This window comes from Silvibacterium dinghuense (assembly GCF_004123295.1).
In the GTDB taxonomy this organism is placed as follows: domain Bacteria; phylum Acidobacteriota; class Terriglobia; order Terriglobales; family Acidobacteriaceae; genus Silvibacterium; species Silvibacterium dinghuense.
Genome location: NZ_SDMK01000004.1, coordinates 91,284 through 107,026, shown reverse-complemented (window position 1 = coordinate 107,026; position 15,743 = coordinate 91,284). Strand labels below are relative to the sequence as shown.

General features: G+C 56.2%; 9 protein-coding genes, 2 tRNA genes and 1 pseudogene. 9 read left to right on the top strand and 3 right to left on the bottom strand.

What is annotated here, in order from left to right:
* Positions 1-18: 18 nt before the first annotated feature.
* Positions 19-93, bottom strand: a tRNA-His gene (locus ESZ00_RS16630).
* A gap of 79 nt (positions 94-172) precedes the next feature.
* On the opposite strand from ESZ00_RS16630, the gene ESZ00_RS16625 reads away from it, so the two are divergent.
* Positions 173-697 (top strand): DUF4112 domain-containing protein, encoded by a 525-nt coding sequence (locus ESZ00_RS16625; RefSeq protein WP_129209456.1) that lies wholly within the window; start codon positions 173-175, stop codon positions 695-697.
* Between the two features lie 106 nt (positions 698-803).
* Positions 804-880: transfer RNA gene (locus tag ESZ00_RS16620), tRNA-Pro, on the top strand.
* A 135-nt stretch (positions 881-1,015) separates the two neighbouring features.
* On the opposite strand, the pseudogene ESZ00_RS20520 reads toward ESZ00_RS16620, so the two are convergent.
* Positions 1,016-1,591 (bottom strand): annotated as a pseudogene (locus ESZ00_RS20520) (site-specific integrase); the annotation flags it as partial.
* A gap of 1,502 nt (positions 1,592-3,093) precedes the next feature.
* On the opposite strand from ESZ00_RS20520, the gene ESZ00_RS16610 reads away from it, so the two are divergent.
* The 4 genes from ESZ00_RS16610 to ESZ00_RS16595 all read left to right on the top strand — a co-directional run bounded on the left by ESZ00_RS16610 (position 3,094) and on the right by ESZ00_RS16595 (position 8,056).
* Entirely contained in the window at positions 3,094-3,291 is a 198-nt protein-coding gene (locus ESZ00_RS16610; protein ID WP_129209455.1) for a helix-turn-helix domain-containing protein, read from the top strand.
* 267 nt (positions 3,292-3,558) lie between these two features.
* A complete protein-coding gene (locus tag ESZ00_RS16605) occupies positions 3,559-4,545 on the top strand; it encodes a hypothetical protein (protein WP_129209454.1) in 987 nt (328 codons plus the stop codon).
* A gap of 446 nt (positions 4,546-4,991) precedes the next feature.
* Positions 4,992-6,470 (top strand): hypothetical protein, encoded by a 1,479-nt coding sequence (locus ESZ00_RS16600; RefSeq protein WP_129209453.1) that lies wholly within the window; start codon positions 4,992-4,994, stop codon positions 6,468-6,470.
* Between the two features lie 32 nt (positions 6,471-6,502).
* Positions 6,503-8,056: a hypothetical protein gene (locus tag ESZ00_RS16595; RefSeq protein ID WP_129209452.1), complete on the top strand. Its 1,554-nt coding sequence runs from the start codon at positions 6,503-6,505 to the stop codon at positions 8,054-8,056.
* On the opposite strand, the gene ESZ00_RS20120 is transcribed toward ESZ00_RS16595, so the two are convergent.
* Complete coding sequence (locus ESZ00_RS20120) at positions 8,009-8,176, bottom strand: hypothetical protein (RefSeq protein ID WP_164981569.1); 168 nt, start codon at positions 8,174-8,176, stop codon at positions 8,009-8,011. The genes ESZ00_RS16595 and ESZ00_RS20120 overlap by 48 nt on opposite strands.
* Before the next feature lie 65 nt (positions 8,177-8,241).
* Between ESZ00_RS20120 and ESZ00_RS16590 the strand changes: the two genes are divergently transcribed.
* The 3 genes from ESZ00_RS16590 (at position 8,242) to ESZ00_RS16580 (ending at position 15,629) form a co-directional block, all read left to right on the top strand.
* Complete coding sequence (locus ESZ00_RS16590) at positions 8,242-8,718, top strand: hypothetical protein (RefSeq protein ID WP_129209451.1); 477 nt, start codon at positions 8,242-8,244, stop codon at positions 8,716-8,718.
* Between the two features lie 855 nt (positions 8,719-9,573).
* Positions 9,574-12,438 (top strand): hypothetical protein, encoded by a 2,865-nt coding sequence (locus tag ESZ00_RS16585; RefSeq protein ID WP_129209450.1) that lies wholly within the window; start codon positions 9,574-9,576, stop codon positions 12,436-12,438.
* 383 nt (positions 12,439-12,821) lie between these two features.
* Complete coding sequence (locus ESZ00_RS16580) at positions 12,822-15,629, top strand: hypothetical protein (protein ID WP_129209449.1); 2,808 nt, start codon at positions 12,822-12,824, stop codon at positions 15,627-15,629.
* The last annotated feature ends 114 nt before the right edge of the window (positions 15,630-15,743 follow it).

Below are 15,743 nucleotides of genomic sequence, written 5' to 3'. Positions count from 1 at the left end.
GGTCTGAAATGCAGAGACTGGGGCGGCTAGTGGGGATCGAACCCACGACACCCGGTGCCACAAACCGGTGTTCTGCCACTGAACTATAGCCGCCGTAACGCTTTTTCGATTGTAGCATCGGTGGCGGGAGATTGGGGCGTCCTGTGGAAGAAGTACGCATCATATGAGGGATATGGCAAAGACGCCGGCTGTCGCATCGCCCGAGATTCTGCCGCCGCTGCGCAACAGGACGCGGCTGGGACGGCGGCTCTTCGACGACGAGAACCTGGACCTGCTGGCGCATGTGCTGGATGACTGGTTCCGCATTCCGGGCACCTCGATCCGCTTCGGCATCGACGGGATTATCGGTCTGGTGCCGGGGCTGGGAGATATCCTGGCCGGCCTGGCCTCATGCGTGATCGTGGTGGCGGCGTGGTTTCGCGGCGTGCCGTATGTGACGCTGACGCGCATGGTGGTGAACCTCGCGATCGATGTGCTGATCGGATCGATTCCGCTGCTGGGCGATGCCTTCGATATTGCGTGGAAGGCGAACCGGCGGAACTATGCGCTGCTGTCGCGGCATCTGGCCGAACCGCACCGGCACACGTGGAAAGATGCGGTGTTTCTGGGGATGATTCTGCTGGTGCTGGCTGCGATTTTCGCGCTGCCAGGTCTGGTGCTGTGGTGGATCGTGGCTCGTCTGCTGCATGGCTATTGAGGGCAGCATTTGGCTCCGTTTCGAGACGGAGTGGGCGGGCGGCTCTGCGGTACAATCTGATGAGCGCGGGGGCTTTTGCGAGAGCGAGAGCCGGGAGCGCACATGTCGGGGCGTAGCGCAGTCTGGTAGCGCATCTGCTTTGGGAGCAGAGGGTCGGGGGTTCGAATCCCTCCGCCCCGACCAACAAAATAAACCACTTACATGATATCTTTGGTTTTTGAGTTGCCCGCTTGTGGGGGGAATTTGTGGGGACACTTCCGGCTCGGCCGGTGAATCCAGCATTTTTACCGCCGCTCTCTTCGATTCATTCCTCGCGTGGCTGTAGCGCTCGAGCATCCGCCGCGAGAGCTGGCCTGCGAGAGCGAGGAGCGTCTGATCGGCGACGCGATTCTCGCCCATGCGCGAGATGAACGTATGTCTCAGATCATGCCAGCGGCAGGTGACTTTCGCTCTGGTTCTGCAGGTTGTCCAGGACGACTTCCAGCCGGCGATAGCGACCTTGGGGTCGTAGTGATAGACCTTCACCTCGCCGCCGAACTCGCCCTTCTTTCCATGAAGCCCGTAACGCTCCGACGGAAATACGAAATGCGCAGGTTCCGCATCGGCGAACTGACTCCGCCAATCCTTCAGGCAAGACAGCGCCGTGTCTGACAGGGGGACAACGCGGCCTTCGCCTCCCTGGGTCTTGCTCTTGCCGACAGTGATGGTTTCTTCAAGCAGATCGACCTGGCGCCAGCGCAGGAGCCGCAGCTCTTCATTGCGGAGGCCCGTATGGATGGAAAGTAGAACAGCGGGGTAGAGGCTGCGACTGCTGCTCTTCTTCGCGGCGGCGAGCAGGCGAACCTCTTCGTCTGGTGTGAGAGCTCGGCCGATGTCTTCGCGCTCGCGTAGCATGCGTACGTCTGGGGAGATGTCGTGCCACATGCGGTGGTGCATCAGCACCTGGCGCAGCAGTCCGACTTCGATGTTGATAGTGCGACCACTGACGCCAGCTTTCTGGCGATCCCGTTGGTAGCGGCTGATGTGCTGAGGCTTGATGTCTGAGAGGAGCAGCTTTCCGAATGCGGGCTCGAGCTGTTTGCGGCTCGATTCATGGATGCCTCGGGTTCGCTTCGCCCAGTGTGGCTCGCGCAGCTTGCAGTAGGCATCGATCGCGCGTGAGACGCTCAGGGGGCCGGCGATCTTCTTAAGGCCTGCAGATCCTAGCTCCAGCGCGCGTCGACGCTCACGCTCCACGCGTCCCGCTACTTCCTTGTTCGCGGAATGCGTGCTCTCGCGGATACGTTGGCCTTGAAAGACGAACTCATACCACCAGACGCCGCCGCGTTTATAGATTGCCAACGTAGGTCCTTTCTTTTATCTATTTGAAGCCATGGTCCGCTATTGCTTGTTTTGGAAGGTCCGTACCGCGTTACTAATGCCTACGCGGTTCTGATTCCACCCAAACCATTTTTTTTGTATTCCCTCGCGATAAAGCGCAGCGAGATCCGCATCCTCGGAGATGCAGGCATTTGCGTAGTCAACCAATTTGTCTATCAGTTTTGAATTTGAATACCACTCATCACTCTTGGCAATTGCCCGTGAGAACTTCTTTGCCAGTTTGATATATAAATCTGATTTTCTCTCAGCCCTTCCGTTTTTAGCGGACTGACTGTTCTGCGATCGATACGATATGTTTCTGCACGCTTGGCACAGTGTTCCTCCGCGATAGTTCCGCCTCCAATGCTTAAGAAAGAAGTAGTCTCGGCACTTGTCATTTCGGCATTTTGCGAGCTTTACATGCCAATCGCACAAGAAGAAGAGTGAGAATCCGACCTCCGCAGAAGTGTCTCCTTGGTGATCAGAGGGCCCAGCCATTCGAATCTCTTGAAAGCTTGGCATTCTAATAGCAGCTAGCCCATCGCCATCGATTACGAATGAGAAGCGCGCAAGGCTATTGAACCTCCGAAAAGCGGTATGGGCGTCCTTTGCTTTTCGGATATCTCGCTTTTCGGGATTCTCTTCGCGTCCCAGACATCCTGTCTCCAGCCACTCATCGATGTAATAGCGAAGACGATCATTCGCATCTTGTCTATCCAGCCAAAATCCGTGAAGGAATGCTCCCTGTGGACGCCTCTTGGCAGTGCGACCAGCATTGAGGCTTTTGCTGTTTAGCGTTTTCAAGAATTCGTCTGGGTCCAAATCCGCCAAGACTCTGATTGGCGGAAGCTTGGACGTGCTTTGCGACGGCATGTGTCCAGATCTCCCGTTCTCTATTTTTGATGGAATATTTCTATATACAAATTCCAATCAAAATAAATCGACACGGAAAGGTAGTCAAGTAATGATTGCGCTCAAGGGTAGCCACGGTGGCGCAAAGCTATGGCGATAGCACCCAATACAAGGGGAGTGCAGATATGGCACATCATGAGGAACTGCTGGCGGTCGAGCAAGCGGCCGTGCGGCTGGCTATTAAACCGAAAACGCTGCGGAACTGGATCGGCGAACGGCGTATCAGCGTGTACCGTGTGGGGCGCTGCGTGCGGGTTGCGGCTTCTGAGATCGAGCGTGTGCTCGAGGAAGGCTTTGTTCCAGCGCATCGCGACGTTGCCTGAAAAGGAAGTTTCTCAGGCGAAAGCAAAAGCCCGGCATAGACCGGGCTTGGGAAGGATGAATCTCTTGAACAAGCGGAATCATACCACGCGCGAACGCAGCCGCAAGAAGCGCCGCCTGCGGGTCGGGAGAGAGCTTCGAGCCGCTTCAGTGTTCGCTTCTGACGATTGCCGCACAGCGCAGCGTGCGAGCTCTCCGGCAGGAGGCGGTATGAGGTGCTGCGATCTTCACGGGCAGGCATCTGGGGCTGCGGAAACGAGGGCGGCCTAGTGTTCGTCAAAGTATTTCGACAGATCTTAGATTCCACAATTGCTGATGACTGGCAGGTACGCCACGTCTTTGAAGATCTGCTGAAGCTCGCTGACTACAAGACTGGCGAGGTCGACATGACGCCCCGGGCCATCTCCCGCCAGACGGGCGTGCCACTTGATGTGGTCGAGCGCGCTCTCAGCGTGCTCGAGGAACCCGATACGGACAGTCGCTCTGCTGAAGAGGAAGGACGCAGGCTCGTACGCTTGGCCGCAGAGCGTTCTTGGGGATGGAGGATTGTTAACTTCGCCCATTATCGTGACCTCAAGAACCTCGATTTGAAGCGAGAAGCGGATAAATTTCGCCAGCAGAAGCATCGAGCTTCAAAGCGTGACGCGAGCGTGACCGAGTGTGACAGTCACGCGATGTCACAAAGTGTAGCCCCTAAAGAAAAAGAAGAAGAAGTAAAGAAAGAAGAAAACGGCTCGCCTTCGGCTCCCCGTGTTTCTGACAAGTCTTCTCCTCTGCCAGTCTCGACGCGCGCTGTAGTTCCTGCTGTTCGGAATCTGAAAATCTCCCCACCGGTCGATTCGCAAGAGCGACCCGACGCTTCGCTCGAGCTGAGAATCCTCTGCGAAGCCGTTGGCTGCTTCGGCATGCGAGAGCAGCGAGATCTGCACGAAGTGATGCAGGCGCACATGAAGCTCAGCGGCGTGGATGCGGCGGCAGCTCGGGAGCATATGACGGCGCGGTGGAATTTGCTTGGCGAGCATTCGGAGCGCCTGCAGTGGGTCTGGGGCTCGTCGCACAAGTTCTTCATCTCCGGGAAATGGAATCTGCCGGAGAGTTGGCCGTGGAAGCCAGGGGAATCGCCGCCGCACGATCCCAATGCAAAGCGCAGAAACCCGATGGCCGAAAGGGCGCAAGAGCACTTCAGGGAGATGGACAATGCACGACTCGAAGCAGAGCGATACCGCGCGGAGAAGAACGCTGCTCGTGGAGCGTAGAAGCGATCTGAGCGCGTTTTCTCCATGTGATCGTGCGCTCTTGAAGTGCTGCTTACATGGCGCGCCGGATACCGTATACGACTCCGCACGGGCCGAGTCATCACCGACTGGCAGGATCTCGGAGTCATGGGCATGCGTCGGCCTGAGTAACTCCTGCCGGTCGTTCTTCGATCATCGTGAAGTTGAGCGGGCAACAGAACAGGAGGCTCTTCCATGGATGGCATGATATTTCCCGTGATTCGTGAAGTTGGCAGTATCTGGAAAATCTCAAACAGATGGGGGTTCAGTCTCTAATGGCAACGATGGCTCCATATACGCTCAATCTCGATCCAAATCAGAGAAGGCTGACCCTTGTGCCTCCTGCGGGCGATGTACCGCAGATGGCTGCTCCTGGCTCTCCGCAGTCCACACGTGCGTTGACCCTGTCAGGTCGGGATTCTGTCCAGATGGCCGCTTATAGAGCGCCACAGGCCGATGCCGCGCCTGCCCCTATGCAGCTTCCTGGTGGCATCGCGCACGCTCGAGATGCTGGCTACCTTGCTCCTCTGTCATTCGGGGCCACGCCATCCGCGATGACGATCGCGCCGACAACCGTCATGCCTGACGTGCCGCAGATGGCCGGTCGCACGGCTGCGCTGGCTCCCGTGAACCAGCAGGTGCAGTATCCGCGCGGCACGCTTATCGGCGACAAACAGGAACAAGCGATGATGGCCGGACGCCACGCGCCGCTCGAGTCTGTTTATTCCAGCATTACGCACAGCAACTTCGGGCAGAACCATCCGATCCTCGGCAAGATTCTCGGTGGCATCGCGCAGGTTCCGGCGACCATCGCCGACATCGGGGCTAGTTTGCCTTTCCATGGCGCAGCCGCATCCCTCATTCCGGGCACGTCGATCAACTTCGGACTTCAGAAACAGGGACTCGAAAACCGCATCGGCAACGAAGAGAAGCAGCAGTTGAATGAGGCGCAAACAGAGGAGCAGAAAGCGCAGACTGCAGAGGCGAATGCACGCACGGCGGAGATTCCTGAAGCGCGGAAAGCTGCTCAGCAGGAGATGGAGGCACAGCTCGCCGAGCATGGTCTTGGCTTCGATGCGAATAACAAGATCGTGCCGCTTCCGGAAGATCAGCTTGCTCCGGAATTGCGTACGAAGCTTGCGGGCCAATGGAAGCCGGTGACCGGCATGCTCGGGATGAACAACGAGCCGCTCGAGTACAACGAGCAGACCGGCATGTATCGCCCGGCTCCAGGGATTGGGCAGGTTCAGGCGCTGAAGCAGCCGGGCGAATCGGCGGCACAGGATGATCAGAGGTATGAATCCCTGGTTGCGAAGTCGATCGAAGGCCAGCAACTCTCTTCTGACGAGCGCGCCTTCGTGAAGGCTTATCGCGACCGAAAGACGCTCGGCCAGCAAGTCACAAACTTCTACGCCAATCAGCGTGACCAGGGCAAGCAGGACGTGTCTACGCGCCAGGCAGCCTTCAAGGCGTATCAGCCGGCGATGGATTCGGCTGAGCGCTTCAACGTGATGGCGAAGAACTATGAAGATGCGGTCAAGAACCACAACCAGCAGGCCATGCTCTCGCTGCTTGCCAATCACCTCGGTATGACGATGGGACTTCAGAAGGGCGCGCGCCTCAGCCGCGACATCATCCAGGAAGCTCAGCAGTCGATGCCATATCTCCAGGGGCTGCAAGCGAAGTTCGACAAGGATGGTTACCTGCAGGGGGTGACGTTGAGCCCTGAGCAGATGCGCCAAATGGTCGATCTCGGACGCGAGCGCTATGTGGAGGATGTCACCAAGGCGCGTAACGAAGCGCAGTATCTCGGTGCAACGGATGATGGGCCTGCGCGTACGCCGAACAAGTCGGTGATCAATCAGTACATCGGCATGGCTGGTGGTGATGTGAACAAGGCAAAATAGCTGGCTACTCAAGACGGATGGACGGTGAAGTAATGGCACAGGATCCATGGGAAGACGCGGCGGCGCAGTACAAGGCTTCGCAGGCAAAGGGCAGCGCATCGCCTAGCACAGTCTCGAGCAACGACGACTGGAAGCTCTGGCAGGCTGGCACCGGGGACGCGCAGCATCAGGGCGTTTGGGACACGATCAAGTCTGGTGCCAGCAATCTGGCCAAGGGCGCAGCCAAGGGAATCGCTGGGGACGTATCGAACATAGATAACGCGGTTGCCAAGATTCCAGGCATCGGTAATTGGCTGACGACACCGCTGGTTGGAGGGCATTCCTCACAGCAGGCCCGTGCGCAGCTCAGTGCGGCCAGCACTCCGCATGGCACCATGCAGGGCATTGGTCGAGGCATCGAGCAGGCTGGCGAATTCCTCATCCCTGGCTTAGGAGAAGAGGAAGCGGCGGGCCGCATTGCCTCTTTGATTCCTAGCGCCGGCCGCGCCGCAGCACCACTTGCACGAGTCGGATACAACGCGCTCACATCTGGGGCAATCAATGCCATGCAGGGCGGTGGCTTTGCTTCCGGTGCCCTGGCTGGCGCAGGTGGCGGGGCTATCGGCGAGGGCATGCGCGCAGTGGCGCCGGCTCTGGCTGAGTCAGCCATCGGTATCCGGAAGACCGATCGGGCATACGGCAGAACGCCTGGTCGCATGATTCTCGATGAGACGAAGGGATACTCTCCGCGTGCTGTCGCAAACAGCGCGCAGGCAACGCTCAATCAGCTGAATCCACAACTCGATCGGATTGCGGATGTGGCCAGTGTTCGCCCGCGGCCTGCGATCTCTGGTCTACTCCAGGAGCCAGTTCTTGATGAGTTCGGCCGCGTGACGCAGCCGCATCCCATTGCGGGTGTAATTCCTACGACTGAGCCGAACCGGATAGGATCGCTGATCCCAGCCCGCGGAATCGTCGGCAGTGCTATCGGTCGAGCGACAGCACAGAATGCCGAGAAGGAAGCAGGCCAACTGCAGCCGATGTCAAAGTTCCTGAGCCAGCGGTTCAATACCGGAGAGCTGATTCCGGAGCAGGTGACTCCACGGGAACTGCTCAACCTGCGTCGCGGCTTCGGCAATGAGTTTGTGCACAACTGGAATCCGGAGGTGTCGCCTAGCGTCACTGGAACCGCACGCAGAGCCTATGGCGCTCTCACGGACGAGTTCCATCGCGCCGTGCCTGAGGCAGCAGACCTGGATCGCAGGATCGGAGGCCTGATTCCTGTCGCCAAGCGTGCGGAGAGTGCGGATCTCAATGCGCCCTTCACGCAGAGAGTCGCCGGCAGGCTGAAGGCTCACACCGGAGCGCTGATCGGATCCGTTGGAGGCAGCCTTTACGGCTATGGCAATGGTGGTGGAATTCCCGGCGCTGTCAGAGGGGCAGCAATTAGCCTGCTTGCTCCTGCGGTGCTGGCTTCGCCGAGAACGCTGATGACAGCCGCCCGAGTCGCGAACGCTCCTGGAGCCCTGCTGAGGGCAGCCCAAGGCGGTGCGCTGCAATTAGCTCGCGAGAAAGCCAAGAAAGGTAGCGCCACAGATAACCAGTAGCCATGTGAGGAACAGCATGCCGGTATCCCGCGGAAATTTGCGGTCGTGCCATGCCTCATGCACCACGGCAAAAGCGAAGAAGAGCAGAACGATGACAGAGAAGACCACAATCAGATCCATGGCTTCCTCCTGGGCCCTACGCTATCAATCCTTGAAGTCGATCGACAGCGAATTCCGGAGCCTGAATGAATAAGCTTCAGCCGACGAATGCTCCAGTGAACCTCGGTCGTCATCGGCGCGCCTGCTCCATCTGCGCTCATGCTCAGTGCGAGGATATCGATGCCGCTTTCATCGCCTGGCGCAGTCCTGCAGCGATCGCAGAAGAGTTCGGTCTGTCGGATCGCGCGAGTGTCTACCGACACGCACACGCGTTTGGTCTTTTCCCCAAGCGCCAGAGAAACGTCCGCGCAGCTCTCGAGAAGATCATCGAGAAGGCCGGAGAGGTCGACGTCACGGCGGCAGCGGTCGTCGCTGCTGTCCAGGCATACAGCAAGATCAACGCTGCCGGCCAATGGATTGAACGCACTGAGCAAGTGAGCCTGAACGACTTGTTCGATCGCATGAGCACTCAGGAACTGGAGGAATATGCCCAGTCCTGGAAGCTGCCGCGGTGGTTCACCGCGATTGCGCAGAGCGCCACAGGGAACGACGGTCAAGAGTAATGAAATGCGGCGTAGGGCCTGCCAAAGGCTCACTGTTACCCGCAACAACTCGAAGCTAGGGGCAGGCTTCATTAACCGCAGAGAAGAGGATGCAAAATGAAACCCGGTGACTACGAGTTAGGGTCAGAGAAGTCGAGGGCGGCCGCCAGGCAGTTGCTCGAAGAGAAACGCACTGACGCAGACTATTTGACGATCATCTCGTCCGTGCCGCGGCCTGATTGCTCAGGGGCTGACGACTCGGGGCCGTGGTGCACGCCTTGGCGAGAATGTGCTGCGGCAGCTTCTTGCGTATGTGCTATTTCCCCCAGGGCATGAGCACAGAAGAAGGATTTCGCACCATGGTGGTGCGGGAAGATCCCTTGCTTCAGCGATGATCCTGCCGGGCAAGGCCCTCCCCTCAAGGGCAGCTGGCCCAGAGAATCAACGCTGCGAGAGTGAGGGGGCTCGGTTTCAAACTAAAGAATGAGCGAAGGGGGAGGGGGAAGTCCTCCATTCACTTCAGTCGAGCTGCGGCGCGCTTCCTCCTTGAGGAGCGGCGGGGCAATGAAGAGTCCAGCGAACTCCGCTTCGTCGTGAAGTCGGTCATCGATGGGTCCATTGTCAACTTGGAGGAACTGGCTCGGCGAAATGGCTTGAATGGCTAGCATCGTCACATCCGAAGTCGTAAGGATCTCGCTTCTATTGTGATTCCGCCGAACGATGAAAGTGCCCTCGAGATCAACTGGTTCAGAGGATCACCGCCGCAAGCGTCAGGTCGGCCTGCTTCGAGTGTCCCGAGTTTCTAATGTTTTCTTCAATTGTTAATGGGTGCAAGTGATTTATCATTCGCGAGATCCATCATCCTTAGGAGGCACATTGATAACAACGGATACGATCGCCGCGCTCGCCAGTACTTCATCTACCTCGATCACCGACCTCACCACCGCTACCGTTGCTTGCTTCTCCTCTTCGAGTGCAGGATTCAATTCTTCACCTGATGGGGGTGGTGGAGACTTTACTTTCGGTACGGCATCTACCGCATGGCCTGACGGAGGCATCGTCGTTTGCCCTTCCGATAGGACTTCATCTGTTTCAGCCGCACCCCTCGCTACGGGTGATGGAACGAGTACCTATTTCACCGGGACTCTTACGCCTGGGGATGGCATTCTGCCCACGACGATCGCTATTTCTGCGGGAGTTACGATCACCGACCTGGGTTTCGGAACGCTGTACGGCACCGGCATTTATGGCACGATCAACTACACGACCGGCTTATGGACTTTAAATTTTGTGCAGGCGTGGTCGGCCACGACCACCTATATTTCGGGAAACCTGGTCTGGTATAACGGCGCAATCTGGAAGGCCTACCAGGATACGGTCCAGGGTGAGGCGAACCTCAACAGCATCCCGTCTATTCCCAACAACGGCTTCTGGGAACTTGTCTGCCTCACGACGGCTGCGGCAGCCATCCCGAGTTCTGGCCAAGCGATCACTGCGAGCTATACCTATGCATCCTCGGCAGGGCGATGGGTGCGTATTTGTGGAGGTGCCCTGGATATCCGATGGTATGGAGCGACCATCAGTTCTGATATTTACGAGCCCTTGTCTCGTGCCGACTACTATGCCTTCACGTATAACCCCACGTTTGGAAAAAGCGTGTACGTTCCGGCCGTCGGAACGTTCTACCTAAAAACACCTGTTCTATTCAACTCTTTAAGGTTGCACGGTGATACTAATACTTATAGCTCGGCCGGGAGTGAGATCAAATGGATTCCTTCCATAGGCACAACAGCTATCGATCTTCTTCCAGCTCTCACATTCACTAATAAGTTCATTTGCGAGAAGCTCACAATTCTCGGAAGCGATGTTCTTCCCACGGTATCCACACTGGTGAGTAGTGGGTGGGTCATTGCCGAAGCTGTCGTGACAGGCAGCATTTCAGGAAATACATTGACTGTTTCTGCGGTCACGAGCGGCGCTTTAGCTGTTGGCCAGTCCATCAGCGGTGCGGGAATGGCTCCTTGCCCGCTCGGCCAATGCGCAATTACTGCGCTCGGGACTGGAACAGGCGGGACCGGAACTTATACCATCAGCGGTTCAGCGCAGACGGTGGCAAGCACAACAATCACGTCGACGAACCTGCCGAATTATGAAGCATTTCAAGCTGGAACAATCTGTGTTCAGGCTAACAGTCAAGGTGTTATTCGAGATTGTCGTATAGGCCAAGCGAAGGTCGGCGTATGGATGAATGCGAATGGAGGCCACACGTACCTCGAAGACACGCAGGTGTCCGGATGCATGTTCAATGTGTTCAACATCGGGTATACGAACACCCAAGACTACTTCTTGCAGGCTTGTGACTTTACTGGTGCATTTTGGGCATCCATGGCATTCGGTCGCGCTGGCCTGTCGTTCAGTTCTAATCGTTCCCACTTCGGTTTTGGACCGTATTGCATCTTTCAGTTTGATGATTCGCAATACGTCTACCCGAACCAGACGGAACCTGGTATCAACTACATCGCCGGCACGGAAATTTACTTCAACGACACTTCCCTTGAAGGTCCTGGCGAGGCCGTTGTTTACACGCTTCCGTTCTGTGATCCTCAGTTTGTTTTCCGCGGACTGTCGGGCACGAATGGCTATGCGAACTATAACCTCCCGACTTCTCTCGTCCCGGAGCCATGGAGCTATTTCTTTCAGTTCCTCGGCGGTCTGAGCGTGTTCGATTGCGATCACAATGGAGGATGGGACACGAGTGGTGACAGCGCCATCGCCAAATGTTACATAGGCGAGACGCTGGCTGCTGGAAACACCGTCAGTACCGGATGGAACACCTCCCTCGATATCTTCCAGGGAAGCGTCGTGTGGGGAACCCCCACACAATTCAGTAGGGCGAGCTTTGTAGATTACCGGGCAAATCGGACCGACACGGATTTTCAGCGGCGCACGGAGAGGCTTCGCTTGCCGAGCATGGCTCACACCGGAAACATGACGCTTGATCCGGAAAATACTGCCAATTACACGCTTCACGCGGGTACCACGGTGGCGATTACGCCACTCGCTACACTTCTGGCAGGAGCATTGAGTGGCTATACGGTCCCGCGCGAAGTTTACGAAGAGTGTGGCCCCAACCCAAATGTGATTTGCATATCCTGCACTGCGGAGACGGGTGTGGTCGCTAGCCTACCTGTTCGTTCGGATATCACATGGAATACTGCTCGCGCCCTTGCGATGTCAGGATGGTTCGCCACATCAACGTATTCGGGCTACGTGCAGGTAAGGGCTCAAAATGCAAGTGCGGCCTATGTGGATTTGTTTCAGTCGTATAGCACCACCATCCCTCTAAGCAACGAAACCATCGGTCGCTATTACGGCAAAGGCGTGACGTTGTCGGATATGGCGAGCACTAGTCTGACGACGCTTCAGTTCTCGATTTCTTCGTCGGTGTCGGGAGCTTATGTTCTCTACATCATCGCGCCGATGCTGACGTATGACGACTTTGCTCCATACAACCGTTTCGCTGGTCCTACTGCTCTAGCTCCCCAGAGTTGCACTAACTACGCATTGGCAAACCTGCCATCTGCTGTGGAGTTTTCGCTTGGCGCGACCAGCTATTGCACAGATGGTCGCAATACCGGCGAGGCTGATGGCGCGGGTACTGGATGCCCTGTGTTTGTTAAGTCTGTGTCGGGCGTGAACACCTGGTGTGCGGTTTGGTCCGGAGTGGCAGTCACCAACTAGCATCCCGCAAGTTCCTTTTAGGGGGCCGCAGATGCGCGGCCCCCTTTCTTTTGCTTCAGGGGGCGCTCGCGCGTTGAAATCGAACGTGTGGCCTGGTCAAATTCTTGCGGTAGTGCTCAGCAAGATTAGACGGACGACGATCGCTGGCGCTGCTGTCCTTGCGTGGCACATGGCCTAGCCCGGCCAGGCGGCGTTCCGAAAACCGTCCGCCTGATAACGAGGCAACTGTCTGAAAACAATGGTCCGCCGAGCCGAGTTGGCGGTGTCCCTAAACTAGATGATTTGTTTTTTACTCGAGGCGTATCCCCGAACTCCTGATACCCCTCAGACGCGGAAGGCATGTAATTTACTATGTGTCGGATCCGCCATTCTAAGGAGGCACCTTGCTAACAACAGATACCATTGCTACGCTAGCCAGCACATCGTCTACCTCACTGAGTGATCTCACCGTTGCTATTGTTGCTTGCTTCTCCTCTTCGACAGCAGGACCTGATTCTTCGCCCGATGGGGGTGGCGGAGACTTTATCTTCAGTGCAACGTCTACAGAATGGCCTGATGGCGGTGTTGTTGTTTGTCCTTCTGACCGGACTACGGCTGTTTCTACAACGGTACAGGCAACAGGAGCAACCAGTATCACTGGGACCCTTACTGCCGGGCAGGGGATTCTGCCTACTACAGTCAATATCTCTATCTCGGCGGGAGTTACGGTCACCGACTTGGGCTTCGGAACGCTCTACGGTACCGGGATATACGGCACGATCAATTACACGACTGGCGCATGGACGTTGAACTTTGTGCAAGCATGGAGTTCCACGACTACCTACGCAAAGGGTGCATACGTTTGGTATAACGGGGTTATCTGGCAAGCGTATACGGCGTCCAACACAGGCAACACGCCTGCAATCGCCAACAATGAATGGTGGGTCTATGTTTGCCTGACTTCTGCAGCGGCTGCGATCCCTAGCTCTGGTCAGTCGATTACCGTCAATTACACCTATGCTTTGAGTTCGGGACGCTGGGGCCGTTTGTTTAGCGGCACTATCGATGTTCGCTGGTTTGGAGCTGTTACTGAGAGCTCGGCTGATCTTTACCAGCCACTCTCTCGGGCTGATTATCTTGCTACGCGCACAGGTCAGCCAGTCTATTTGCCGGCGCAAGGCGTGTGTTACGGGCTCAAGACTCCCGTGCTCTTCAATTCCCCGCACTTGATAGGTGATGCAAGAACATATACGGAGATCTCGAGCACAATCAACTGGAATCCCTCTATAGGCACCACGGTTATTGATCTCCTGCCGGCATTAACGCTAAATGGGGCATGTTTTATATGCGATGGCATCACTATTATTGGGAATGATGGTATTCCGAGCAGCCCGTCTGCCCTGGTGACAAGCGGATGGATTATTGCTGAGGCCGTATTCACTGGTTCAATCTCAGGGAACACATTGACGGTTACTGCTGTCACAAGCGGTACTATTGCTGTCGGTCAGTCGATCAGCGGAAGTGGGATGTCTCCATGTCCCTTAGGGCAATGCACAATTACTGCGCTTGGTACAGGTACGGGAGGTACTGGAACTTATACGATCAGTGGAGCATCGCAGACTGTTTCAAGCGCCACCATAACAGCTACTGCACTACCTAACTATTCCGCATTCCAGGCTGGAACTATCGCCATTCAGTGCAACAACCAGGGATTCGTTCGCAATTCACGAGTCCTCGGCACTAAGGTTGGCCTATGGCTCAATGCGGTTGGTGGTCACACATCGCTGGAAAACTCCGCCTTCGGCGCAATATTTGGGATTTTCAACATCGGTTACACGAACACTCAGGATTACCTGGTGTATGCATGTGACACTACAGGCTGTTTGTTTGCGTCTTATGCCACCGGCCTGAACGGAGCATCGATAAGGTTCATTCGCACGCACATAGGGGATGCACCTTATGGGCTGTTCCAGTTCAATGACTCTCAGTACGGAGGGCGAGTCGGCGGAACCAACGCCGTAGAGTTCTATGGTGTGTCCTTCGAGGGCTTTGGTGAAGCTTTGATCTATGTGCACCCAAGCGCTAGCGTGCAGATGCACATGACGGGCATCTACGGCAGCAACATGTATTCAACTTACGCGCTGCCCACTTCCCTTGTACCGACAATGGGCTGCTATGTATTTCAGATACTCGGTGGTCTATACGCATTCAACTGTGACCACAATGACGGTTGGGGAAACACCGGATCAACCGGGATACTGCTCGCAGTGGCGTACATAGGAAGTTTGTCGTCCCAAGCCAACATCCAGGATGCGTGGTATGAAGACTTGGATGTGTTTAAGGGCAGCATCGTTCTCGAAAACCTAGGGGTCGACCAGTTGGCCGATTATCGCTCTGCTCGTGTCGAGCGCGATTTTCAGCGCAGAACCGAACGGCTCCGCTTGGGAAGTATGTCCACCGGGGGCAGTCTGACGTTCGATCCTGAGACAGCGTCAAACTGGACCTGCTCATCGGGCTCAGACATCACTATAACTACACTTTCGAGCCTTCTGGGGGGAGCGCTTGACGGCTATGCGGTGCCAAGAGAGATATATGAGGAATGTGGTACCAATCCTAATGTCATCTGTCTTACATTAACCTCGGAAGTGTCTGGGAGGGCCACGCTTCCTGTTGTAAGTGGCCTCACGTGGGAAGCTTCGAGAGCAATTGCGTTGAGCTGTTGGGTTGCGGGGCCATCAGCATTTTATCAAGTAGCAATCTCGTCTGTTGGCTCCTCTGGCAATCCAAACACGTCTTATGCTTATCAATCAGCTGCCAATACCTCAATGTTTTTTCGCTTGATAACCAAAGGTGCCACGTTGGCCGATGGTGCCTCTACGTCATTGACCGGCTTAAGTATCAATGCCTCCTTTTCGTCATCGTCGTCTGGAACCTTCTATTTCATTGCGCCGACAATGTCTCTTGACGATTACAAGCCTTACAACCGATTCGCGGGACCGACCGCCCTAGCTCCGTTGAGTTGCAGCAGCTACACCTTTGCGAATTTACCATTGGCAACTCAATACTCGTTGGGAGCGACGAGCTTTTGCATAGATGGACGCAACACTGGTGAGGCTGCTGGAGCCGGTACCGGATGCCCTGTATTTGTGAAGTCAGTATCGGGTGTAAGCACCTGGTGCGCGGTCTGGTCCGGGGTAGCAGTCACGAACTGAGACCAAGCAAATCCCTTTTTAACACAAGGCCGCAACACGCGGCCTTTCTTTTGATCTAGCCAGCAAAGATCGCGGTGGTTGCCGTCTTGAAATCAGATGAGGCACAGTTGCATG